This window comes from Alteromonas nitratireducens (assembly GCF_040812025.1).
In the GTDB taxonomy this organism is placed as follows: Bacteria; Pseudomonadota; Gammaproteobacteria; order Enterobacterales; family Alteromonadaceae; genus Alteromonas; species Alteromonas nitratireducens.
Window position 1 is genome coordinate 1 of the sequence record NZ_JBFNPK010000023.1, and the last position, 24,404, is coordinate 24,404.

The 24,404-nt window shown below is 43.5% G+C and carries 22 protein-coding genes, 1 pseudogene and 1 riboswitch; of the genes and pseudogenes, 17 read left to right on the top strand and 6 right to left on the bottom strand.

Annotation, left to right across the window (positions count from 1 at the left end; genetic code table 11):
- Window positions 1–118: pseudogene (locus AB1N33_RS15225) on the bottom strand (IS3 family transposase); the annotation flags it as partial.
- Between the two features lie 119 nt (window positions 119–237).
- On the opposite strand from AB1N33_RS15225, the gene AB1N33_RS15230 reads away from it, so the two are divergent.
- The 9 genes from AB1N33_RS15230 to AB1N33_RS15270 all read left to right on the top strand — a co-directional run bounded on the left by AB1N33_RS15230 (window position 238) and on the right by AB1N33_RS15270 (window position 12,073).
- Complete coding sequence (locus AB1N33_RS15230; protein ID WP_411272423.1) at window positions 238–1,107, top strand: TnsA endonuclease N-terminal domain-containing protein; 870 nt, start codon at window positions 238–240, stop codon at window positions 1,105–1,107.
- A complete protein-coding gene (locus AB1N33_RS15235) occupies window positions 1,091–3,196 on the top strand; it encodes a TnsB C-terminal domain-containing protein (RefSeq protein ID WP_411272424.1) in 2,106 nt (701 codons plus the stop codon). The genes AB1N33_RS15230 and AB1N33_RS15235 overlap by 17 nt, the downstream gene beginning before the upstream one ends.
- Window positions 3,189–4,838: an ATP-binding protein gene (locus tag AB1N33_RS15240; RefSeq protein WP_411272425.1), complete on the top strand. Its 1,650-nt coding sequence runs from the start codon at window positions 3,189–3,191 to the stop codon at window positions 4,836–4,838. The genes AB1N33_RS15235 and AB1N33_RS15240 overlap by 8 nt, the downstream gene beginning before the upstream one ends.
- A gap of 1 nt (window position 4,839) precedes the next feature.
- A complete protein-coding gene (locus AB1N33_RS15245; protein ID WP_411272426.1) occupies window positions 4,840–6,339 on the top strand; it encodes a TnsD family Tn7-like transposition protein in 1,500 nt (499 codons plus the stop codon).
- A 38-nt stretch (window positions 6,340–6,377) separates the two neighbouring features.
- On the top strand, window positions 6,378–8,033 hold the full coding sequence (locus AB1N33_RS15250; RefSeq protein ID WP_411272427.1) for a Tn7-like element transposition protein TnsE: 1,656 nt from the start codon (window positions 6,378–6,380) through the stop codon (window positions 8,031–8,033).
- A 197-nt stretch (window positions 8,034–8,230) separates the two neighbouring features.
- Window positions 8,231–8,710: an anaerobic ribonucleoside-triphosphate reductase activating protein gene (gene nrdG / locus AB1N33_RS15255; RefSeq protein ID WP_411272428.1), complete on the top strand. Its 480-nt coding sequence runs from the start codon at window positions 8,231–8,233 to the stop codon at window positions 8,708–8,710.
- Window positions 8,694–10,484, top strand: a complete 1,791-nt coding sequence (gene nrdD / locus AB1N33_RS15260) for an anaerobic ribonucleoside-triphosphate reductase (protein WP_411272429.1) — start codon at window positions 8,694–8,696, stop codon at window positions 10,482–10,484. Before nrdG ends, nrdD begins: the two co-directional genes overlap by 17 nt.
- Window positions 10,485–10,604: 120 nt before the next feature.
- Window positions 10,605–10,997 (top strand): ribonucleotide reductase subunit alpha, encoded by a 393-nt coding sequence (locus AB1N33_RS15265; RefSeq protein WP_411272430.1) that lies wholly within the window; start codon window positions 10,605–10,607, stop codon window positions 10,995–10,997.
- Window positions 10,998–11,056: 59 nt separating this feature from the next.
- On the top strand, window positions 11,057–12,073 hold the full coding sequence (locus tag AB1N33_RS15270; protein ID WP_411272431.1) for an Acg family FMN-binding oxidoreductase: 1,017 nt from the start codon (window positions 11,057–11,059) through the stop codon (window positions 12,071–12,073).
- Between the two features lie 13 nt (window positions 12,074–12,086).
- On the opposite strand, the gene AB1N33_RS15275 is transcribed toward AB1N33_RS15270, so the two are convergent.
- The 3 genes from AB1N33_RS15275 to AB1N33_RS15285 form a co-directional block, all read right to left on the bottom strand.
- Window positions 12,087–12,527, bottom strand: coding sequence for a hemerythrin domain-containing protein (locus tag AB1N33_RS15275; protein WP_411272432.1), 441 nt, complete (start codon window positions 12,525–12,527; stop codon window positions 12,087–12,089).
- Between the two features lie 5 nt (window positions 12,528–12,532).
- Window positions 12,533–14,293: a bifunctional protein-serine/threonine kinase/phosphatase gene (locus tag AB1N33_RS15280; protein WP_411272433.1), complete on the bottom strand. Its 1,761-nt coding sequence runs from the start codon at window positions 14,291–14,293 to the stop codon at window positions 12,533–12,535.
- A gap of 67 nt (window positions 14,294–14,360) precedes the next feature.
- Complete coding sequence (locus AB1N33_RS15285) at window positions 14,361–15,827, bottom strand: NarK family nitrate/nitrite MFS transporter (protein ID WP_411272434.1); 1,467 nt, start codon at window positions 15,825–15,827, stop codon at window positions 14,361–14,363.
- 475 nt (window positions 15,828–16,302) lie between these two features.
- Between AB1N33_RS15285 and AB1N33_RS15290 the strand changes: the two genes are divergently transcribed.
- Both AB1N33_RS15290 and AB1N33_RS15295 read left to right on the top strand, forming a co-directional pair.
- A complete protein-coding gene (locus AB1N33_RS15290) occupies window positions 16,303–17,577 on the top strand; it encodes an MFS transporter (RefSeq protein ID WP_411272457.1) in 1,275 nt (424 codons plus the stop codon).
- Between the two features lie 5 nt (window positions 17,578–17,582).
- The gene (locus AB1N33_RS15295; protein ID WP_411272435.1) at window positions 17,583–18,785 is read left to right on the top strand and encodes an NnrS family protein; all 1,203 of its coding nucleotides are present in this window, start codon (window positions 17,583–17,585) and stop codon (window positions 18,783–18,785) included.
- A gap of 6 nt (window positions 18,786–18,791) precedes the next feature.
- On the opposite strand, the gene AB1N33_RS15300 is transcribed toward AB1N33_RS15295, so the two are convergent.
- Window positions 18,792–19,163, bottom strand: coding sequence for a SirB2 family protein (locus AB1N33_RS15300; protein ID WP_411272436.1), 372 nt, complete (start codon window positions 19,161–19,163; stop codon window positions 18,792–18,794).
- 11 nt (window positions 19,164–19,174) lie between these two features.
- Window positions 19,175–19,933: a molybdopterin-synthase adenylyltransferase MoeB gene (gene moeB / locus AB1N33_RS15305; RefSeq protein WP_411272437.1), complete on the bottom strand. Its 759-nt coding sequence runs from the start codon at window positions 19,931–19,933 to the stop codon at window positions 19,175–19,177.
- 189 nt (window positions 19,934–20,122) lie between these two features.
- Here moeB and AB1N33_RS15310 point away from each other — a divergent pair, with 189 nt between their 5' ends.
- From AB1N33_RS15310 to moaD, 6 genes are all read left to right on the top strand, one after another.
- Window positions 20,123–21,319 carry an alginate export family protein gene (locus tag AB1N33_RS15310; RefSeq protein WP_411272438.1) on the top strand — a complete coding sequence of 399 codons (1,197 nt, stop codon included), beginning with the start codon at window positions 20,123–20,125 and terminating at the stop codon, window positions 21,317–21,319.
- A 108-nt stretch (window positions 21,320–21,427) separates the two neighbouring features.
- Window positions 21,428–21,580, top strand: a riboswitch (molybdenum cofactor riboswitch).
- Window positions 21,569–22,543 (top strand): GTP 3',8-cyclase MoaA, encoded by a 975-nt coding sequence (gene moaA, locus AB1N33_RS15315; RefSeq protein ID WP_411272439.1) that lies wholly within the window; start codon window positions 21,569–21,571, stop codon window positions 22,541–22,543. (Overlaps the previous riboswitch by 12 nt.)
- A 1-nt stretch (window position 22,544) precedes the next feature.
- On the top strand, window positions 22,545–23,138 hold the full coding sequence (locus tag AB1N33_RS15320; RefSeq protein WP_411272440.1) for an NTP transferase domain-containing protein: 594 nt from the start codon (window positions 22,545–22,547) through the stop codon (window positions 23,136–23,138).
- Window positions 23,125–23,670, top strand: coding sequence for a molybdenum cofactor biosynthesis protein B (gene moaB, locus AB1N33_RS15325; RefSeq protein WP_411272441.1), 546 nt, complete (start codon window positions 23,125–23,127; stop codon window positions 23,668–23,670). The genes AB1N33_RS15320 and moaB overlap by 14 nt, the downstream gene beginning before the upstream one ends.
- On the top strand, window positions 23,667–24,161 hold the full coding sequence (gene moaC / locus AB1N33_RS15330) for a cyclic pyranopterin monophosphate synthase MoaC (RefSeq protein ID WP_411272442.1): 495 nt from the start codon (window positions 23,667–23,669) through the stop codon (window positions 24,159–24,161). Before moaB ends, moaC begins: the two co-directional genes overlap by 4 nt.
- Window positions 24,158–24,403, top strand: coding sequence for a molybdopterin converting factor subunit 1 (moaD, locus tag AB1N33_RS15335; protein ID WP_411272443.1), 246 nt, complete (start codon window positions 24,158–24,160; stop codon window positions 24,401–24,403). The genes moaC and moaD overlap by 4 nt, the downstream gene beginning before the upstream one ends.
- The last annotated feature ends 1 nt before the right edge of the window (window position 24,404 follow it).

Here is a 24,404-nt window from a genome sequence, read left to right on the forward strand (position 1 = left end):
CGCATTGCAGGCTGTCACACATAAAGTCCATCGACCAGCAATGGTTGGCCTGAACGGGTACGGCCAGTGGCTCAGGGGTTCGGGTAGGCAAGCGTTTCTTGCCACGTCGTCGCTTGTTGTGTAGATTGACAAAAAAGTATCATACTTACATAAAAGTGTCATACTAAACAAAAAACTATCATACTTAAAATAATCCGAGCTATGCTTTTACTTAATAGCCTTGCTCGGATTATCAATATGAGTATGAAAACCGCTTTCTTAAGCCCCTACCCAAAAGAAATTAAGAGTCTTCTTCAGCCTGCAATTCTGAGACGCTTACAAAAAGAAAAACGTGGTCAAGGTTATGGAAAAGATTATCAGCCCTTTCTAACTGTTCGAGATGTTCCAAGCAAGGGAAGGGTACATCGCCGTCCAGCTCTTACTCATAACCGTATTGTCCATCTACTTTCAGACCTTGAGCTTGCGGCATTTTTACTTTTTGATTGGAATGATACCGTGGTCGATATACGTGAGCAGTTCCCTCTTAACCCTGAAGCCACTATTGATATTGCAAAAAGATTAGGTATCAAACATCCCTCATACAAAGGGATACTTCAGGTTATGACTACTGATTTTTTAATTGATATGGAAATTGATGGGGTTCTAGTAAGTCGTGCTGTTTCCGTCAAGTATGCTGAAGATCTAGAGGATGCGCGCACACTAGAAAAACAGGAGATTGAGCGTCGCTTTTGGGAAAATGAAAAAGTAGCCTGGTACGCAATTACAGAACACGATGTGCCAGTTACGTCGGTAAAAAATATCCGCTGGTTAGCGCCTCACATGCACAGTTATGACCTTGAGGTTTCCGAGAGAATGAGCATTTTCGAACGAATCGCCAAAGCGCTTGATGGCAATTCGGAAGAAAAATTGCCAGTTCCGTTGCGAGAGCTGGATGACAAATATGCTCAAGAGCCCGGCGCTCACCTCCAATACTTCAGACACTTAGCCGCACAACACGCTTTTCTTTGGGACATTCACGGAACACTGCACACTAAGCTAAAAGCAAGGGATATAGAACTGTCAGAGTACTGGTTAAATCAGGGGGCAAATTATGTTCATGCCAAATGATGTTTATCAATGGGATACCAAGAGGATCAGGATACTCTGGAGCAATCCACAAGTAATTTATTGGATAAATGTTGATGACGAAAGAGCCCTACCACAAGCAACACGGAAATCAGAATTTGAACACTTGTTGGCTAGAGCCGATCTTAAAGTAATCAATGACCCTTACGTAAATATCAGTATGAGCGCACCTAAGGCAGGTTCGAAATCCGAGAAAGTACAACAAAATGCATGGATTGCTATCAAGGATGTAGTCAAGTCTGAGCCCGATATTTATGAGAGAAAGGCCCGTGGATTGCTGATGAGTAAGATCATGGAGGAGAACAAAGTTACAAAGCAAACGTTGTATCGTTGGCTGCGAAAATATTGGCAATTCGGTATGTGTCCGAATTCATTGAGTGGCCGTTATGACTTGTGTGGGGGACGAGGAAAACCGAAAACATTTAAAGAGAAGAGAAACGGACCCATCCGTACCCGTAATCTGGGTGAAGGTGTCCCGATCACAGATCAAGTCAAATCTCTGTTCAGGGTAGTTATCCAAAAAAGTTATCTCAACGAAAATAAATATGACTTCGATTATGCATACAACCAATTATTGATCGCTTATGGGGTTAATATTCCAGCATCGCCGGAAGACTTAATAAATGTGCCAACAGAGCGTCAATTTAAATATTTTTTTCAGAAAGAATATACATCGATCGAAGTGACCAAAAAGCGTGAAGGTGAAATTAACTATCTGAAAGATTTCAGTCCCAGTATTGGTACCTCGACAGCTGAAGTGCCTGGTCCTGGATACCTTTACCAAATTGATGCCACCATTGCTGATGTGTACCTTGTGTCAGAACAGGACCGAGCAGAAATAGTTGGCCGACCTACTATGTATTTTGTTGTCGACGTGTTCAGTCGAGCGATTGTTGGTATGTACATAGGCTTGGAAAATGCTTCCTGGGTCAGTGCAATGGAGGCGCTTGGAAATGCTATGGCAAATAAAGTCGATTATTGTGCAGAGCATGGCATTGATATCACGCCTGACCTATGGCCAATGCAGGGTTTGCCAGAACATATAATTGGAGACAAAGGTGAAATGCTTGGTCGACATGTCGAAGTACTCAGTAAAGCTTTTCACGTCGAGATTCAAAATACGCCTGCCTACCGAGCTGATTGGAAAGGAATTGTTGAACGCTATTTCCGAACTGTTCAGACTAAAATGAAGCCGTTTGTTGAAGGTTATGTAACCAAAAATCCAATTGGTAAGAAACGGCATGGTAATGATTATCGGCAAGATGGAATACTAACTCTTAAAGAGTTCACGAAAATGATGATTAAGATAGTGCTTCACTATAATAATGATCATGTTATTCGAACTTACGATATTGACTCTGATATTCCGAAAAAACTTCCAGCGAACCCTTTGGCGCTATGGACGTGGGGAATCGAATATCGCACAGGCTTACTAAGAAGACCTGACCCTAAATTAGTGAAGGTCAACCTGCTCCCTCATACCAACGCGACTGTGACTGAGCATGGCCTAAAGCTTTTTGGCTGTTATTACAGCTGTAAACAAGCGCTGGAGTGGGGTTGGTTCGAAGAGAATTACAGAGGGCCTAAAACAGTTACCGTCGCCTATGACTTATACAGTACGAATGCAATTTACCTTCGCCCCTCTGACTCGTATGCTGAATTTATACCCGCATACTTAACGTCCCGAAGTCGTGCTTACGCCAATATAACCATATGGGAACTATGGGTTACCCAGGACATTCGATTGGATGTAGCAGCCACTTCAAAACTTAAGAAACGATCAGGCTCGGTTAATTTGGTTAGTGAACTTCAGCAAATCAAAGACGAATCCAAGCAGTATCAACCAAAATATACGAAAACAGAGAAAGCGCAAAGAGCGAAAGGGATAGCGGTCAATAAGCGTAAAGAAAGGCAGTATGAGCGAAGCAATAAGACAGCAGAACGGAGTGAACATTTGGAAAGGACTTCTGCGACTGTAACACCGATTCATGGGGCAAATGCCGAGCAAAAGAGCTTTAAACTTCCAACTCGGTTGAAAGACCTATTGAAAGATGGGGACTCAGATGACTAACCCAAAAATTACAAGGTTTCCTGAAGCAGAATACAAAAAAACAGGTTTGCCTGAGTACGATGAAAACCCGCTGATCGCGGCGCTTCCGGTAATAATGAGCCCCATAGAAGTGGCAAAGTCCTTGAGAAAGAGACCACACTTTCAACCTGAAGAAATTAATTTACCATGCCACATCCGAACCCATGCAATAAACCGCTTAACGCGAGATTTTTTTGTTCCCCAAACCAACCACATCATTATCGAGCAGAAGCTGTCGAAACTCATCCGATGCAGCTACCTCAATAGGAACCCAAAAACCGCAACGTTCAAGCGAAAGCTAAATTCAATTCGAGGCTTGATTCAGAATGAAAATCTAACCACCTATATGCATGATGATGTGGACTCTCCTGCTTCATCTATGACGATTGCAGGAATATCCGGAGCAGGGAAATCAACCACGACAAATCTTGTACTGAACACTTATCCGCGTGTTATATACCATCCAGACCTTCATATGCTCCAGGTGCCCTGGCTTAAAGTTGATTGCCCATACGATGGTTCACTTTCCGACTTCTGCTTAAGCTTTTTTATCGCGCTAGATCGCCGGTTGAACCTTAATTATAGGCAGCAGTACGCATCCGGTAGACCAACAATCGCAAAAATGATGGCAGATGTTGCTGATCTTTGCCTTATACACGCCATTGGTTTAATTGTCATCGATGAGTTTCAGCATATGAGTCTCGCGAAAAGTGGTGGCGAAAAGAAGATGATCAACTTTTTGGTAACGCTTGTAAATGTCGTAGAAGTCTCTGTTGTACTTATTGGTACGCCCAAAGCTTTGCGACTATTTGCGAGCGAGTTCCGGCAGGCAAGACGCGCAAGTGGAGATGGAAGTCTGGTCTGGGATCGATTGCCTAAGGATGAAAGCTGGGAAGATTTTCTTGAAGAGCTATGGCCTTACCAGTGGCTTAGCCATAAGGTTGAGAGAAATGAGTCGCTGACAAATAAACTGTACGAGTTGACGCAAGGAGTGCCTGACATTGTTGTGAAACTCTTTTGTCTTGCCCAAGCTCGCGCCGTATTATTAGCATCCACTCCAGAAGACGAAATTATATCTCCCGAACTCTTGGAGCAAGTGTTTGAAGATGAGTTTTCAATCGTTAAGCCTTTGCTTGATGCATTGCGGACAGGCAACAGGAAGAAACTTGAAGATTGCAATGATCTCATTTTTCCAAAATTTGAAAGTAGCATGATAAATGCGATGGATAAGCTAGTATCACAGCCTCTAGGTAAACCTAAAACGATCGAGTTGGGGGAGTCTGATGAGACGAATATCGCAAATTCAGCTATACAAACGATCGTCTCAATGGGCATTTGCGAAGACATCGCGAAGCCGCTCGTTACAGATGCATTGGCGAGGAAACCAGACCTAACGCTGCTTCAGATAATACAAATGGCGACAACGGCGCTTACACAAACGGGCGAAGAACAAACAATAAAGACAAATGTTGGCTCCAAACCAGTCTATACAAACCGTGACAGCTGGGGTCAACTGCCTGAGAAAGACCTCAGGAAGATGTATGCCGACAAATCAGGATCTATGTATGAGGTGATGAAGGAGAAAGGTCTTATTTACCCAATATATAAATTATTGGCTGGATAGTATGCTGGGCTATTTTCCGGTTCCTTATCAGGACGAATTACTTTACAGCATGGTTGCACGTTATGCGCAGCATGCAGGTTTAGCGGGTAATCAAAAATCCATTTTGAGGGAAGTGTTTTCTTCTTCAACCGCGGTCGCTGTTCCGGACTTACCAAGCCACTTGAGTTCTCTCGTTAAAAACCTTCAACTTGTTTGGCCGACTAGCGTGGAAGAGTTGATAAGGTCATTCACATTGGCACCGATTAATTTACCTTTCTTGTCGCAGAAACAGGCTTCAAAAACTATTCGTTCCATGTGTTCAGACTCTGGAGGCGACATTCATACTCGATCTGGCATTGCTGCCAGCGCAATCAAACAACAGGAGTACTTTCGCTATTGCCCTAAATGTTTGAAAGAACAGTATCAGGAATTCGGTGAGTGTTATTGGAAACGAGTACATCAACTGTCAGGCTTGGCGTTTTGCAGTCGCCATTCATGTTTACTGGAATACTCAACGATATCTTTCCATCCGAAAGAGAAACATCTTTTTATTGCAGCGAACGAGAGCAAATTGAATGCAGATATCAGACATATAGAGCTGAAAGATATTGAAAGAGAACTGCATGACCGGTACGAACAATTACTTAATGCTAGTCAATCTTCAGGACTTGGCTTTAACCGTTGGACATTATTTTACAGAAATTTAGCAGCCGAACTCGGACTTGTGAGAAAGAGTCGGATCTGCCATCAGGAAATACATAGGCTTCTGAAGAAAACTTGGGCCGGAACAGTATTTGAGGATCAATTTCAGTCTTCAGAAAACAACTACTGGCTGACGAACTTATTTCGAAAACATCGCAAGTCCTTTCACCCACTTCGCCATTTACTCGTTACAACCGCTTTGGTTCCCGAATTACCAATAGCAAAGTTATTGGAGAAAGTACGCAGGCTTCCAGACAAAATTTTGGTGATTAATCATGCTAGTAAAAAAGTCTCAGCACAAAATGAAGTTGCTAAATACAGGTCGAGTTGGGTAGATATGCTCAAGCGTTACCCAAGAGCAGGCGTCAAAGAGCTTAGAGGTGCCGAGCGTGGCGGTGCTATCTATGCTTGGTTGTATCGCAACGACAAGAGCTGGCTGATGTCTAATCGGCCAAGACGAAAAGTAAATGCGCAAAGCCACTACGCCGTTAACTACAGTGATTGGGATGCAAAAAACGTTGCGCATCTTGAATCGGTATATGAGGGCATGGCTAACGTGCCCAACAGACCGCGTATAACAAGAACGCGATTAATTAGGGAACTACCCCGTTCAAACTCTGTAGAGAAACATCTATCTGAACTACCGTTGACGACAGCGTGGTTGGCTTCTCACGAAGAATCGGTAGAAGACCACCAACTCCTTAGATTAAGACTTGCTTACGAACAAATAAAATCTAATAACCATGAGGTTAAGCGATGGCGTTTGCTCAGAGTTGCTAACATTCGCGAAGAGTTGGTAACCCCAAAGATTGAAACTTAAATAGCAGCACTAGAACAAAGGAAAGGATAGTCAGATCTGTGTCAGAGGTCGATGAAATTGGAATTCGTGGGATCCCCAAAGAATCTAAGTTGCTCTTACTGGGTGATTGGTACCAAAAACCTGGGAAAGAATGGAGAGTTGTTTGTTATTTCCATAATAAAGACACGGGTGACATCAGAAGGTCCTTACCTATTGACCTACTTCCCGCATTAACACCAGGGACCGTTTTTCCAAGAACATCAACAGAAAACAAGGCTCAGGGTTGGACGGAAACAATTATGTTGCCAACTCAGGAGCGTTGGCATAAGGCTACTTTCAAAGACTTACCAGGCACTTTAAAACGTGCTCATGGTCTTTCAAGTCAATTCGACAATTGTGTTCTGTACAGAATCTCAACTGACGAAAGGGCATATTGGCTACCAATAGCAGAAGTCGCACGCATGCTTTTCTTTCATTCTTCAGAAGTGGTTCGCGCTGCTGTTTATCAGGGGAATACGTGGCAACTCGGTAAGTCCTGGTCTGTAGATTGGGTTGGTAACGTTGAGTTGTCTTCGAATATACCTGTTAGGTACATGAATAACTTACAGTACCGAAAGTTCTTTACGTGGTTGTTGTTTGATCCTGACATTCAAGATAGCTTCGGCTCGATTTTCAAATCAATTAATCAGAATTCAATCATAGTAAACGGCGCAGATCGGTGGACATTTGATTTTACGCCGCCAGATTTAAGCCACTGTGAAATTTCAATTTCAGGCTATACGGGCAGAGAGTCTGAAATAAATCAGGTATTTATTCGAGAGATTAGGTCGGTTTCTGGCCTTACAGCACCTGACCTTGATGTTGTTTATTTTTCACACCCTGATGATCACCTTTTACTTAACAAAGACCCTGAAAATAGTGACGAGAAACCTAAACCACCAAATAGACCACCCGTAAATACTAGAGAGCTGGATCCAGACACAAAACCGAACTCAAATAGAAAAAGACACTTGCTGAAGTTAGGCAGAAGCGGCTTGCACTTTGATGTAGAACTCGACACGAGAAGAAGCACAAGGCAGGTAAAAGTGCTACCACCACAAACTGAACCAGATTTGGATGATTTACAGGAGCAACCCCCTGAAGAATTAGCCAGCTTGAAGAAAGGGAGTGACAATGGAAAGGGATCAAAGGCGGATGTTGACAATCTTGATCCTCCAGACTTAATCGATGCACCTGAAAAAATTGTGTTCTTTCAATCTATGCTGCAAAAACTGCAGGAAGAGCACGGGTGGCAAATTCAGAGCAGTATAGGAGACGTCCCGAGGAAAAGATGTCGCAGCCAGCATTTGGTTGGAGGTAGGCCTCGTCGATATTGCCATGCTGTAGTTAAGCGAGACAAATCGACGACGATTCAAATATTAGAAATTGAATTAACGTGTAAGCCAAAGAAGGACGGGACATTGGATACTGAAAGCTTATCCACATTATTTTTCCGCGCAGGTGATACCTCCATCACATTTCAAAGAATTCTCGATGAGTTAATGACTGCATATAAGGACGAAGGGTTGAATGCAATGAGCTGGAAACGTCAGTTTATTTCGCAGAACACTTCAGTTAAGGAGTACTTGGGGCACCCTGATAACAAGATCACAAACGAGCGAGATGCTCTTGACTCATGGGTAGCTAGAGCAGCAGAAAAAGTGATCGGGATGTAGTAAAGATATATCTACGTAGCTTTCGTTCGAATGGATAGAAGTGCGTTAAGCGCTCAATTACCAGACATTTTTTGCAACCAAGCGTTTTGTGAGAAGATGGAAAAATGATGATCCGCTGTATGCTTTGATCTGGATCAATACTACATATAGTGCTTTTAGTGTTTAAATAGCACCACATGTAGTTACCGGGCTATTCAATGCAACCCCTTTTTAACTCACTGGAACCTCAAGTGCTTTTTCAAGAAGTACCTGATGAGGTATCACTTGGATTCACGATAACAGGCTGTAAGTTGCGTTGTGAGGGCTGCCACAGCTCCGATATTTGGGACTGCAGTCTTGGCAAATCACTGACCAATGAACTGTTTGCTGCATATCTAAAGAAATACGAGGGATTTATAACGTGCGTGCTCTTTTTTGGCGGTGAGTGGAATACAGAAGCTTTGATAGAAAAGCTCCGTATTGCCAGACAATCACAACTCAAGACCTGTCTTTATACCGGACTACCAAGAGTATCCTCAAAAATCCAAAAACAACTGTCATTCTTGAAAACCGGCAAGTGGATTTTTTCACTTGGCGGACTGGACTCCCCGTCGACCAATCAAAAACTAATAAACGTCAATACAGGCGAATTACTAAACCATAAATTTTGGGAGAATAAGTGTGCTAACACTCGATGATAAACATATAAAACAAAAACTGCAGTTTATCGATAGTTACTTAAATGCTGAAACCGCTGCTGATGGCGCGAAGTTAGACGCCAACGCAAATGTGACGAACAAAAACATTGCCACGCTTGAAGCCGAGCTGATGAAAGACTATTTCATTCAGGTAAACCGGGCTTTAGTCAGTAATAAGATTGAAGAGCTATTTGGTCATGAACTTGCGCTTGAGTACCAGCGGCAGATAGAAGCACATGAAATCTATGTACATGACGAAACCAGTCTAAAGCCTTACTGCACTTCAATTACCATGTACCCATTTCTCTTAAATGGGTTGACTGAGCTTGGCGGTGAATCCAAGGCTCCTCAACATATTGAGTCGTTCTGTGGCAGTTTTGTCAACTTAGTGTTTGCTATTAGTGCCCAATTTGCTGGCGCGATTGCGACGGTCGAGTTTCTGATTTATTTCGACCATTTTGCACGTCGAGATTATGGAGAAAATTATCTGGATACGCATGCAAAAGAGGTAGCTAACCATCTACAGCATGTTGTTTATGCCCTAAACCAACCTGCAGCTGCGCGGGGATATCAAAGCGTTTTTTGGAACATATCGCTTTATGACGAGTTCTATTTCGATTCAATGTTTGGCGAGTTTGTGTTTCCCGACATGAGCAAACCCAAATGGGAGAACATTGAATCGCTGCAAGCATTCTTTCTCGAGTGGTTTAACAATGAACGTAAACGGGCAGTGCTCACCTTTCCAGTAGTCACAGCGGCAATGTTGACTAAAGACGGGGCAGTCAGAGACATCAATTTTGCAGCGACCTGTGCTAAAGCGATGAGTGAAGGTAACTCATTTTTTGTTTATCAATCCGAAAGTGCCGATTCATTAGCCTCTTGTTGCCGATTACGCAATGAGATAACAGACAATACGTTTTCTTACAGCTTGGGTGCTGGGGGTGTATCGACAGGTTCTATTAACGTGATCACGATTAATATGAACCGATTAATTCAGGATGGCAGAGATTTAAGCACTGAAGTTCAGAAGATACACAAGTATCAAGTCGCTTATCGTAGACTCATCGAGGAGTATAAAGCAGCGGGAGCACTACCTGTTTATGACGCAGGCTTCATTAGCTTGGAAAAGCAATTTTTAACGCTGGGAGTCAACGGACTGGCAGAAGCTGCTGAGTTTTTAGGTATCGAAGTTGATAATAATCCAAAGTACAAAGACTTTGTTAGAGCTCAACTGCAAGTTATTTACGAACAAAACCGTGCTGCATCTAAGCACTATAATTGTCAGTTCAACACTGAATTTGTGCCTGCGGAAAATTTGGGAGTCAAAAATGCCAAATGGGATAAACAAGATGGCTATCTGGTTAACAGAGACTGTTACAACAGTTATCTCTATCTTGTTGAAAACACAAATACCACACATATTGACAAGTTTATCCTGCATGGAAGAGAGTTAAATCAATACCTTGATGGTGGTTCAGCACTTCACCTCAATCTTGAGGAAACGTTAACCTATAATAACGCCTTAAATCTTCTTAATATTGCTGCGAAAGCAGGATGTAACTATTTTTGTGTGAACGTAAAGATTACGATCTGCAATGTTTGCGAAACTATCGATAAACGCACTTTACATGCTTGTCCATCGTGTGGCTCTGAAGATATCGATCATGGAACTCGCGTAATTGGATACTTAAAACGAGTCTCTGCTTTTTCAAAAGGTCGGAGGAATGAGCATGCCCTTCGTCACTACCATACTCGCACGCGGCTTCACACTTAGACTGACGCATATATAGTGTTTTTACCTATTAAGGGGTAGTTCATTACCCCTTGTGCGCAATGGCATAAAGACCGATCGATGTGTACGCTTTAGTCAGAAACTTTCAAGAGGCTCATTGTTATGTCTGGCATGTTTTCCGACCTTTTATTAAAAGCACAAGAGCAAAGCGAAAAGCAGCGCTTGTTGTTTTTGTTCGCAAAAACTGACGAGACCAACAAAAGCAGAAAGCGAGAAGATAAAAAAGGTTCCATTGAACCCAAAATGGTAGTGGATAAACTGCCTGATGAGCTGTCTGAATTTGCCGCTTTGGTGAAGGAAGCCGATAGCATAAACAAAGACTGGGATTTTGTATTTATAGCCAGTCTTGGGGGCGATTCAAATAAGCCTCCTACTACAGAAGCTGCAGAACCCTATCTAAACAAAATGACCAACGATGTGATGACAGGTAACAATATTTTTCGTTATGTCGTGTTTGATAGAAACGAAAATCCGATAGAAATCACTGCAAATTAGTAAAGGGGAAACCCAGCTCCAGCGAGCTATACTTATGACTATTCTGACGGCTAAAACCCATGGTCGATAACGTACGTGAAATTAAAGACGGCTTGTTTCCTTTTAATGGTGACGAACTGCATCAACTCACGTTTTTATTGAATTATGCGATCCTAGCACCGTCTCATTATAATGCCCAACCTTGGCGCTTTAGGCTATCCAAATACGGATTGGATATCATTCTCGATAAACAACGAGTGTCCAGGTTTGTTGATCCTCACTCTCGTGAAGCAATAATCAGCTGTGGTGCAGCCATAGGCATGATCGAAGTTGCCGCTCATTATTTTGGCTCTGCGGTCAAAATAAAGTATGAAAACACGACTGAAAGAGACTTGTTGGCGCATATCAACATAGCAGGACACTACGACCCGTCTGATGATGACATTGCGTGGTTTCATGCTATCAAGCACAGGCAAACTAACCGAAGGTATTTTGATGATACTGAACCACCCAATCAAGTATTCGATAGTGTAGAGGGCTACGCCAATTCGCTTGCAGTTCAACTGGCGCTTTCAACAGATATTGCCGCGATCTCAAAGTTTTCAGACATGATTGAAAAAGCGGTCAAACGCCAGTTTTCGCAGCCCTGGTTTCGATTCGAATTTACTTCGTGGCAGCGGTCTATGCTGAGCCTAAAACTAGATGGTCTGACCGGGCATGGTTTTTATCACACCACACTTCCACACCTATTATCTAAGCCGATGTTGAATTGGTTCAATTGGGGAGCTAGTATTGGCAAGTATAATGTCGACAAGTGCCGCCATGGGAGCCCGACATTTGCTGTGATTGCCACCGCTAATGATGATAAAGCAGACTGGCTGAATACTGGTCGACTATTAACGTTTTTCTTACTTGGGCTTGCACATCATCGTCTGTCGGTTTCATACATGAATCAAGCTATTCAGGAGCCAGACCTCAGAAAACAACTGCCACCGGTTTTACAATCATTGAAATATCCACAACTGATTCTGAGAATAGGTAAGGCATCGCCGGTACATTTCACTGCGCGGCGATCCGTTGAGCAAACAATACTATGAAGATATGGTCAATTCACATATCCAAAAAGAGCGCCAGCAACTGTTCCTCTGCCAGAGCTCGATCACACTGAACATAAAGCACTTGCTCTTCTTTTTCGTTGTGTAGCAGAAGCAGTTCTGACAGGGCTTTTTCGAGTGCTTCTGAATGATCGTCGTTTTTTAAGCTTTCACTAATTTCGTCAAGCATAGCCTTAATCTGATCATGCTCATGTCGCATCACCACCGTTGGGCCCGTATCATTTATACCGGTTGCTTTTTCAAACATGGGAAACAGCAATTCTTCTTCCCACCGAATGTGTCGTTTCAATCCTTCACTAAATTTGTCGAAGAGTAAAACAGCCTTGTAGCGTTGGTTCTGTTTATTTTCCCGGTACATGCGAAATAGAAAATCAAGTCGTTCGTGATCAACACTAAAAAATTGGGTTACCAGATTTTGCATTACTGACGGCTCCATAGCAGTTATCCTGTGGTCGAAAACAAAATGACAACCAGTATCAGCATAGCAACCCAAAAGGCGGACATCATCTGCCAAAAAAGCAAACCTTTGCTGTTATCGATTGCGGGATCATCTTTTAAAAACTCGGGATTAGGCCGAGTTACATCATTGACAAAGTCTTGAAGTCGTTTGTAGCGTTTTGGCATGTCAAGCGTCACACCTTTTTCCAACGCACGATCAAACCATAGAGGAATAATGGGGTTGTGGTCAGTGGCGCTTATATATCGCAGCTTGTCAAAGTCATGGCTGTTGACGTATTGCTCTATCTTTTCCCCATAGGGTAACTCACCGGTAAATAATTCGTAAGTAATGGTGGCCAATGCATAGATGTCGCCTTGGATCCCGGTGTTCCTGCCTTGTAAGTAATAAGGATCAGAGTACGTAGCCGTGCCAAGCGCACCAAGATGCTCGATAGGAATAAAAATCTCAGCAATACCTGCAACAAAGACAGACCCAAAATCAATCACTTTAATCTTCATTGCATCATCAACAATGATGTTTGCAGGCTTCAGATCCTGATGAATCGTTTCTGTATTGTGAAAAGCCTTTAACGCAGCAGCGATCTGTTTTACTAGTGTGATAGCCATCTTGGGAGAGGGCAACGGGTGGTCAACCATCCATTTATCGAGCGAAATACCAGGCACATACTCCATTAGGTAGTACAAACAGGTTCGTGGTCGATTTTGGGTTATGATCTTGACCACGTACTCACTATTGATGCGTTTACCTATCCACTCTTCCTGAATAAAGCGGTCAATGTAGTGCACGTCATCCTGAAAGTTGAGCGATGGTGTCTTCATTACCATTTGCTCATTAGTTTCCAAGTCAGTAACGAGATAAACCTGGCTGCGACTGCTGGCAAAAAGGGCTTGATCAATTCGGTAACCATCCAGCTTCATGCCGGGTTCGAGATCGGGTGGGAACGGTAGTCGGGTTAATTTGGTATTGAAATCATCACGGCTTTCATCAGGCAGTTTTTCGACTTTGGCAATCGCGCAGCTGATATTGTCGTCGCTGTTGGCCATTTTAGCCTCAGCAATTATGCGCTCGCATTGCTGTTGAGGTTCACGTTCATCATTCAGAAAATCGATCAGTTTCTCTGAACTGATGAAATCGTGTACACCATCTGTTGTCAGAAGAAATATATCACCTTCTTCCAAAACTGATTTTCCGTAATCGACTTGTAGTACGTTATCCATTCCTACGGCTCGGGCCAGAATGTTTTTGCCTCCGCCTATGTTGATTGAATGATCTCGCGTCAACTGTGTAATAGTGCCTGCTCGATAACGGTAGATCCGTGAATCGCCAGCGTGGAAAAAGTGAGCCGTCCTTGATTTGAGTACAAGACCACTAAACGTGCATAGATAGCCTTTTTCCTGATGAGTGAACTCGTGACTTTGCTTGAACAAGTTTAAATTGATAGTAGTTAGTGTTTTTTGTCCGGCTTGTTTTGCTGACCACGTATCAGGCGTGCGGAAATATTCTTCGATAAAGTGTTTTACTGCATAATCGCTAGCCTCTTTGCCCGCTTCGGCACTACTGACACCGTCAGCTATTACGACGGCTGTGCCCTTCGACGATATCGCGTGTTGGTCAGTCGGCGTATGCACAGCAACTGCATCTTCATTGACCGGCTTAACGCCTGCAATAGAAGCACAACCTGTAACAACAACAAGCGTTGCATCGTTTGTGACGTCGTGCTTTTGAGTGTGCTCTGATCGCATTGAAAAAGTCTAGGTTAGTGAAAAAGACATCCCTGTTTTAGAGATGCCTTTTATTGACGAGTTACTATTAACTTACATCGATCATATGAACAGTGCCATCTTCAGCAATTTCAGCGATTTGACCACGCGGTTCATCCATAAACATCAGCGTGAATAAGCCAACTAACGCGGTCGCTGCGATGACGTAGAAAAACGTACTGTAATCGACAAATGAAAGGACGGTTAAGAATGTAACAGCACCAACATTACCATATGCACCTGTCATACCCGCAATTTGGCCTGTCATTCTGCGCTTGATTAATGGGACGACAGCAAACACCGCACCCTCGCCAGATTGCACAAAGAATGAACAGCCCATAGCAATGACGACTGCTAGCCATAATGGCCATGTACCATCAACCAGGCCCATTAACGCATACCCTGCAGCCAACCCTGCGGTTAGAATCATGAGTGTAGATTTACGGCCAAATTTGTCAGAGATCCATCCGCCTGCTGGGCGTGACATCAAATTCATAAATGCATAGGCACCCGCGACCAAACCCGCTAACACTGGATCAAGGCTGAATGTTTCAGCAAAGAAAAGTGGCAACATTGAAACCACTGCTAACTCGGAACCGAAGTTAGTGAAGTACAGAATATCCAGTACAGCGACTTGTTTGAAATTATAGCGGTGTAACTCTGGTACTTCTTTGGTAAAGATTTCTTTGTTGACTTGCCAGACTTTATAAACTTCAAGTAAATACAAGGCAAACAACCCAACGTAAATCGAATTCACAATGGTTTGGCTGAGAATGTCCACACCACTTGGAGATAGTTTCCAGGCTAGCAGAGCAATTGCCGCATACATTGGCACTTTCATCAGCAGAAGTAAGAAGAAGTCACCCTTGGATGTCACTTCCATAGCGCCTAAGTTTTTGGGCTTGAAGTATGTTGAACCTTTTGGCGTATTAGTCACATTGGCATAATAAACAAAAGCAAAAATTAAGCTTATTACACCCGTTAAGCCAATCGCATATCGCCACCCGTCTTCACCGCCAAACAAAACCGCAATTGTTGGCAAGGTAAATGCGGCGGCGGCAGATCCAAAGTTACCCCAACCACCATAGATACCTTCCGCTGTGCCAAGTTCGTTATGGGGGAACCACTCCGACACCATCCTTATGCCAATAACGAAACCAGCGCCAATGAAACCGAGCAAGAAGCGGGCAATCGCTGCTTGCACGAAGCTATCCGCAAAAGCAAACATGAAACAGGGGATGGAACAGATAGCCAGTAAAGCTGAATAGACCAGCCTCGGCCCGTATTTGTCTGTCAACATGCCGATAATAACCCGGGCCGGAATGGTGAGCGCAACGTTCAAAATGAGCAGAGTTTTAACCTGGTCGGTTGTCAGTCCTAAAGTTTCTTTTACTGCTTGAAGTAACGGTGCGAAGTTGAACCAAACTAGAAAGCTAATAAAGAACGCCATCCAAGACAGATGGAGTATTTTCATCTTGCCAGTAAATTTAAAGATATTGAATTTTTCAGTTGTCATGGGAATCTCCGCATGGATTTGTTATCTATCACTAATTATTAGCTCTCTGGGATCTTGGTCTTTGACTTGAATCAATAAGGAATAACCTGTAATTACAATGCTTTACGGATACCTAAAAGGTGGTATCCAGCTGTGCTTAAAGTGGCAAAAATTGGCACTTTTGTAGATTCATTGATCGCCGAATAGTTGTTTCCCCTCTTACAAGCGTAAACGAAGGCTCGTTGATTCCTATTGCTTCTAGGCGGTAAGTTTCAGTTTTTTGTGGGTAAGTAAATATCCAAAAGCAGCCGATGTAAGCCTTGTTGTAATGCTGAATTAATTCATTAAAAACAGTGGCTTAAAATTTTTCAGCGACTACCTATTTAGGGGTAATTAGTAACTTAAACCTTAGTCAAGCATCCCCCCTGGTTTATAGAGTTGTCGCCTTGTGGACGCTAAAGTGAATACTGGTTTTTATTTATTATCGGGTAGATTTTTGACAGCTTCACACTCCAGGCAGGCAACGCGAGCTTTAGTATTGGCAACGCTCGTATTTGCTATTAACTTCTCAGTTTGGACGCTTTATGCAGTAATGAGCGTTGAACTGAAGCAAGTGCTTGAATTGTCCAGCACTCAGGTCGGTATTCTGCTTTCTGCACCCATCATCACTGGCGCATTATTGAGGTTGCCAGCAGGTTTATTGTGTGAGCGATACTCGCCAAAGATGATACTGATCCTGCAGATGCTTATCACTGTTCCACCACTAGTTTTATTACCCAGTATTGATAGTTTTTCAGGCTACGTGATTGTTGGGTTACTAATTGGAATATCGGGAGTCTCTTTTAGCATTGGTATTCGCTACCTCACGGACTGGTTTGACAGTAAAGAGCAAGGCACGGCAATGGGAGTCTTCGGTGCGGGCAACGCTGGTGCGGCTCTCAGTTTAATAATTGTGCCTTATATACGAGATGTTTGGAGTTGGAACACTATTGGGCCCACCTACAGCGCAATGGTTTTAATTACCTGTTTTGCGTTTTGGTTAGCCGCGCCGTCACCACCTAAATTCAAACAGCAAAACAAACAGAAACCGCTGGCGTTTTTTGTGAAACCATTGGCTCACGCACGAGTCTGGCGATTTGGACTGTACTACTACTTTGTTTTCGGCAGTTTTTTAGCGCTATTGCTTTGGCTTCCCCAGTACTATGTGAATGCCTACGCTTTGCCGTTCAATCAAGCCATGGCTCTAACTTTATTATTTGTTATCAGCTCCAGCATGGCACGTGCTGCCGGAGGTTGGTTTGCTGATCGTTTTGGCGCGCGGAATGTCAACTGGGGGGTGTTCTGGATTTGCTTAGTTTGTCTTTTCTTTTTGAGTTATCCGCCAACGACAATGACCATTCATGGTGTGGATAAAGATGTCGAACTTTACATTGAACTGAATGTTTGGGTGTTTACTGTCTTGCTCTTACTGATTGGTTTAGCGCAAGGTTTTGGGCGCGCCAGCGTATATAAAATCATCAACGACTATTATCCCGAACAGATGGGAAGCGTCGGTGGTATGGTCGCCATGCTTGGCGCATTAGGTGGTTGCACGCTCCCTATTCTTTTTGGATTGGCAGTCGACATTGCCGGCGTCTACAGTGCGTGTTTTATGCTGCTTTACGGCGTGTTAGCAGTCTGTATGCTGTTAATGCATTTGGCAATAAAACGCGAGCGATATAAAAGCCGAGTGTTAGCAGCGCAACAACATAATTTTCTCGAACAGGATTAATTGGCATGTTAGACATCGTGGATAATCAACAAGAGCAAAAAATTACTCCATTGCTACGTTTAGGGTTTCGGCCGTTTTTCTTGTTCGGTAGTCTGTTTGCAGCCTTATCCATAGCGTTGTGGCTGCTGACTTTAAAGGGCGCTGTTTCTGTTGAGCCACTTAACGGTATGCTTTGGTGGCATAGTCATGAAATGTTGTTTGGTTTCACGGCAGCGATAATCGCTGGATTTTTACTCACCGCTGTTCAAACCTGGACGAATATCCCAAGTATCAAGGGAGGGCAACTACTGCTTCTAGTCTCCCTGTGGGGTTTTGCACGGCTGTTGATTTTGTCTGGCTCGACGCCGACGCTGCCATTGACAATGATTGTCGATTTGATGTTCTTACCGTTAACAGCATTTTTTGTCGGTCAACGGATGGTCAAAATACGCCAGTATCGAAATCTGATTTTTATTCCTGTACTAGTACTCATGTCAGTGATGAACCTTTTCACCTATCTACCCAGCCTAGGTTTTGATGCAGCTTGGCAGTCACGCGGTATGCAGGGTATGACGTTGCTAGTCACATTTCTGGTGGCTTTTTTAGGTGGCAGAGTCATTCCGATGTTTACAGCAAATGGCACAAAAACTACCAAAGTACTACCTATAAAGTGGTTGGAAATGGCAGCCTTAGCCAGCCTTGTGGTTGTGTTGGTTTTATTGCTACTCAAAGATGTTGCGGATATTACGATGTTGACGGGCATTGTATGCCTGACAGCAGCCATGATTCATGCATTACGTCAGTGGAGGTGGCGCATCTGGGTCACTTTAAATGTGCCACTCGTATGGTCTTTGCATTTTACTATGCTGTTCATTCCGATAGGGCTAGGCTTGCTAAGCCTGCATTTCTTTGGTGTAAGTATTACTTTAAGTACTGCAATCCACAGTTTAACCGTTGGCGTCATAGGGGGCATGATTTTAGCTATGATGTCTCGCGTTTCACTTGGGCATACCGGCAGGATGCTACAAGTTGGAAAGCTAATGAGCGTCGCTTTTTTTGCTGTTGTGATCAGTGCGATAGTGCGGTCTATTGCAATAGCGATATGGCCACAGTGGACGATTCAATTTTGGCTATTTGCAGGTTGTCTATGGTGTGTAGCATTCGGTTTGTTTTTCTTTAAATACTTGCCTGTACTGTCAGCACCCAGAGTGGACGGAAGACCAGGATAAATATACTTAAAGCATAAATTTGCTGAATGCAGATTTAAATATCAGACCGATGCATAAGAGCGCGGCAATAAACGCGACTATGCGCTGTGTTTTTGTTTTGCCACGCTTCAATGCTACGGTTCCAAACACAATGTACAACAGGAGCAACAGTATTTTTGCGGCTACCCAGTCGAAAATCCATGGATAGAAGCCTGCCATTACCATCAGAGTAACAGCGGTACTGAGTAAAAGTGTATCGATAACGTGGGGAATAGTTTTCACCCATTTGTGATGCAGCAAGCTTGAATCAGTTATCATCCAATACCCACGGATAACAAAGCTTACAAGTGTAGTTACTGCCAACAGGATGTGTATTTGTTTTAATAGCAGGTAATCCATTGGTTCTTACCTTACCTTATATGTCCGCAAACTTTGCAGTCCTTAAGAGGAACGACATTCACTGTACGCCAGCTGTGCTCCATTGCATCAAACAGCTTTAGCTGATTGTAAAACGGCTCCCCATAGTGCGTTAGGATCTTGATGGCCTCGAGCGCTTGGCTGGTGCCAATAATTCCTACCAGTGGTGACATGACTCCTGATTCAACACAGCTGAGATTTTGTTCGCCAAAGTAATGGCTATAACAGGCATAACACGCACTTTTTTTGTCTGGCAGTACGTTGAATAATTGTCCTTCCATACGTATCGCCGCACCAGACACCAAAGGCTTACCCGACTGATAGCAGATTGAATTGATTTGATCTCTACTGCTTAGATTGTCTGTGCAGTCTACGACCAAATCATTCTCGGTAACCAACATCTGAAGTTCATTTGAAGAGAGTCGTTGATTAAATGTCTTGATGCTTATCTCGCTGTTGATTTGCGACAACAAATGTTGTGCAGAACTTACTTTCGGTTGCCCGATGTTCTTTTCCAAGTGCAGCACTTGTCGCTGAAGATTTGTCAATTCAACCTTATCGTCATCAACCAGCGTTATTCCGCCAACGCCACTTGCAGCTAAATATTGGCTAACAGCACATCCTAGTCCGCCAACACCTAGTATCAACACTTTGCTATTTATCAGGATCTCCTGTTTATCCAAGTCAAAGCCAGATAGCAGGACATGGCGGCTGTATCGCATTGCTTGCTTCGTGGTGAGCTCGTTTTTCATCGTGTATCCCACAACTTTAGTTGCATTTCTTTTTACCACTCAAGCCATAGGCCAGCAATTCCCCAAAAGAGGTAGTCTGAATACCTCAATTTGCTAGCATCGAGTAAGTGTGGGTATCTATATGATTTTTAGTAGTTTTATTTGTTTTAAGGCGTATTGTTTAGCGTAGCATTTAGTGAGGAGAATACTATGAAAACACTATTAGCAACGGCTATCGCTACAATATGTGCAGCAGGTTTGTTAATGCCAAACGTATCGGTTGCAACCGGATTCGCTGATTTCCAACAAGCGATCACTGACGGTGACGCAAATGTTAAACTCCGTTATCGATACGAGCGAGTAGACCAGGATAACGTTGACAAAGATGCGAATGCATCAACGTTGCTTACCCGCCTTAGTTATAAAAGTGCAGATTTTGGGGGCTTCTATACGCAAATAGAGTTCGATAACGTAACCGCTTTGGGCAACGAAAACTTCAATAGTACCGTCAATGGCAATACCAACTATCCTGTCGTTGCAGATCCGATTGGTTCAGATTTCAACCAAGCCTACGTGGGGTACAAAACAGAGTCATTGCATTTTACGGCAGGTCGACAACGCATCAATCACAATAATCAAAGATTCGTCGGTGGTGTTGGTTGGCGTCAAAATGAACAGACTTATGATGGCTATCGTTTAAGATACGACAATCAGTCAGGCCTGAATGTTGACTACAGCTATGTACATAACGTAAATCGAATTTTTGGTACAGATAGCCCGAATTCGGATTTGGGTGGCAACATACATCTGTTGAACGTCACACATAAAATCAATGCTGATCACAAGGTGGCAGGTTTCGCCTATGAGCTTGACTTCGACACTGCGAATGCCATCGCGACTCGCACATTCGGGGTAAGTTACGATGGTAAGATTTCTGCCGTAAACGTTCACGCGGCTTATGCACGTCAAAATGAAACCGGCGACAATCCAACAGACTTTTCAACAGACTACCTCGCATTAGAATTAAGCACTAAGTTGTCAGTGGTTAATGTTGGTATAGGTTTTGAGTCTTTGGGTAGTGATGCGAACGTTGGATTTTCTACACCTCTAGCGACGCTACATATATTTCAGGGCTTTGCTGATAAATTCCTGAATACTCCCAATGAGGGAATAGACGATTTGTATCTAAAGGCCTCAGGTAAAATAGGCAAGTTGAATATGGTGGCTTCTTACCATCAATTTGAGTCGGAAGTTGGCTCCATTGACTACGGCAATGAGTTTAATTTCAACGCCACTTATCCTGTATATAAAAATACAAATTTTTTACTACGTTATGCCAACTACAGTGCCGATGATTTCGCGGTCGACACCAATAAACTGTGGGCAATGATGACTTTCACTTTCTAACGTCATCCACGCGTTAGTTGCCGACTCAACACGGGTCGGCTTTTTTATACCCCCTTGTGAGTATTCCTTCAGCGGAATAACAAAAACAACACTTTTACGCCAAACTTAAGGTAACAAAAACTCCGAGCTCTGATACCTAAGGTTTAAATAACTAAGGTACAGGAGCCGCAACTGAGAAGTTGCCCGGTAGCCAGAGAAATCAACCTGCCGCCCACGAGCTGCAATGCTCGACATTTGGAAAGGTGTTAGATGAATTTACAAGACTCATTCGGACGAAGGTTCAATTATCTGAGACTCTCAGTGACTGAACTGTGTAACTTTCGTTGTAACTATTGTCTTCCTGATGGCAACGACTGCAACACGCCCAAAGGCGGTTTGTCCGTAAACGAAATTCAAACCTTGGTGAAAGCTTTTGCTGGCTTGGGTACAACCAAAGTGCGCATTACTGGCGGCGAGCCTGCACTGCGCAAAGATTTGTGTGAAATCATCGAAACCTGTAAAAAAGTAGACGGCATCAAAAAAGTCGCCCTGACAACAAACGGATTCAAACTCAATCAGGATATCGAAGGGTATAAGCGGGCTGGTCTTGATGCGATAAATGTCAGTGCTGACAGTCTCGACCCTCGCATGTTTGCGGCAATCACCGGCAAACAAAAGTTGGAAGAAATACTGTTGGGTGTTGAACGAGCTGCTCAGTTAGGCATCAGCAGCATTAAGTTAAACACCGTCATGCTCAAGCAATTTAACTACAAAGAATTAGATGCTTTTTCTAACTACCTCCGCGACCACAAGGTTACCTGGCGGTTCATAGAACTTATGCAAACTGGTGACAATAAAAGTTTTTTTGATAAAAACCATGTCGCTGGGCAAACGATCAAAGATCGGCTTCTTGAACAAGGATGGCAACGCATCATAAGAGAAACCGATGCAGGGCCTGCAGAGGAGTTCATGCACCCCGAATTTGCAGGGAATATCGGCCTAATCATGCCTTACAGCAAAGACTTCTGTGAATCATGCAATCGTTTGCGTATTTCCGCACAAGGCAAACTGCATCTGTGTCTGTTTGCAGAACAAGGCATCAGTATCCGTTCATTTCTGTTAGCAGGTGATGTTTCGGGTGCTCAGCAAGCTATTGTTTCTCATCTTCAACAAAAACACAGTCAGCATTTTCTGCATCAAGGATTTACGGGTGCAACGAAACAACTGGCTATGCTAGGAGGGTAACATGAACACAATTGGCGTCATTTTAGCCGGCGGTGCTTCTAGCCGCATGGGCCAAGACAAAGCTTTACTTACGATTTCGCAATCAACCATGTTAACCAGAACTTACAAGCTGTTACTTGAAACATCGGTGAGTAAAGTTGTTATCAGTCGCAATGACGGCGAAGCTGGGCATTTTCCAGATCTGTACCCAGGTAAAGGGCCTTTGTCTGGTATCCACAGTACTGCTATGCGCTTTCCAAACAAAAATCTATTGATACTGCCGATCGACCTTCCGCTAATAGATGCTTCCATAATACAACGCTTGTTAGATAGCGGCGAAAAGTTTTCGAGCAATGTCAGATTTGGTGAACATAGTTTGCCGCTTTACTTGCGTAACACCGAGACGACCCGCCAAACCCTGGATTACACACTGCGGTGTACAAACAGTTTTTCTGTTGATCGCTTTTGCACGCATTTCCCTTTAATGAAGCTGCACCTGCGCCAGCAGTCACCCCTTTTCAATTCAAACACACCAGAACAATGGCGTTTTGCAATGCAACACTTCGAAACATCTGAATGTTCTGTACCAACTGAGGTTCGCCATGGGACATGCTAACAAACAATTTGAATCACTTGGTATTGCTGTTCTGACAGTTTCTGACACGCGTGATAGAAGCACGGATACCTCTGGCGAGTATCTGGCTGTGAATGCAACAGAATCGGGTCATCAGGTGATTAAGCGAGACATTGTTATTGACGATATTTATCTGATCAGGGCAAAGGTCTCAGCTTATATCGCGGATCCAGCCATACAAGCCGTAATCGTGACTGGAGGTACCGGATTTACTTCAAGAGATTCCACACCTGAAGCGGTAAAACCCTTGTTTGACAAAGAAGTTGAGGGATTCGGTGAATTATTTCGATATTTGTCATTTAAGGAAATAGGTACTTCAACAATCCAATCAAGGGCTATATCTGGATTAGCAAACAACACTGTTATATTTTGTCTACCTGGGTCTACCAATGCTTGCAAAACCGCTTGGGCGGGTATCATTGAAGCGCAACTAAATGGCGCCCATGGCCCGTGTAACTTCGTACCGCATTTACAAACCAATGAAGCACTTCAATGCGCGAGTAGACCGATATGACTGGGCTAACTAATTCTGAGCTTAGCCATATTGATAATCATGGCAAAGCGAACATGGTCGATGTGAGCGAAAAAGCCACATCGACTCGCATAGCAAAAGCGGAAGCCTATGTCAGTGTTTCAGATATTGCGCTTGAGCAAATAATACAAAACCAGTTGGCGAAAGGTGATGTCTTTAGTGTCGCAAGAGTGGCAGGCATTCAAGCGGCAAAACAATGTGCCAATCTGGTGCCGCTATGTCATCCACTGTTACTCAGCAAAGTAGACGTGGATTTTGAAACTGACGAGTTATCCAAGCAAATAAAGATAACCTGTCAATGTAAATTAAATGGTAACACTGGCGTTGAAATGGAGGCGCTTACTGGCGCCTCTGTGGCTGCGCTGACGCTTTTTGATATGTGTAAAGCTGTTGACCCAGAAATGGTTATTCATGGCTTAAAAGTCATTGAAAAAAGCGGTGGTAAAACTGGACTGTGGAGGCGCTCTGCATGATACAGATAAAATTTTTCGCAAGTCTTCGTGAAAGGTTAGGTACATCGTCTTTGAATCTTGAATATGCGGGTGAAAACACTGTAGCCGATGTCGCACATGAGCTTGTCGAACGCGGAGAGGAGTGGTGTTTGCTTGAAGAAAGAGACATTCTGTGTGCGGTGAATCAAACCCTTTGTGGTAAAGACGCAAAAATTAATGATGGCGACGAAATCGCGTTTTTCCCGCCGGTGACTGGAGGTTAAC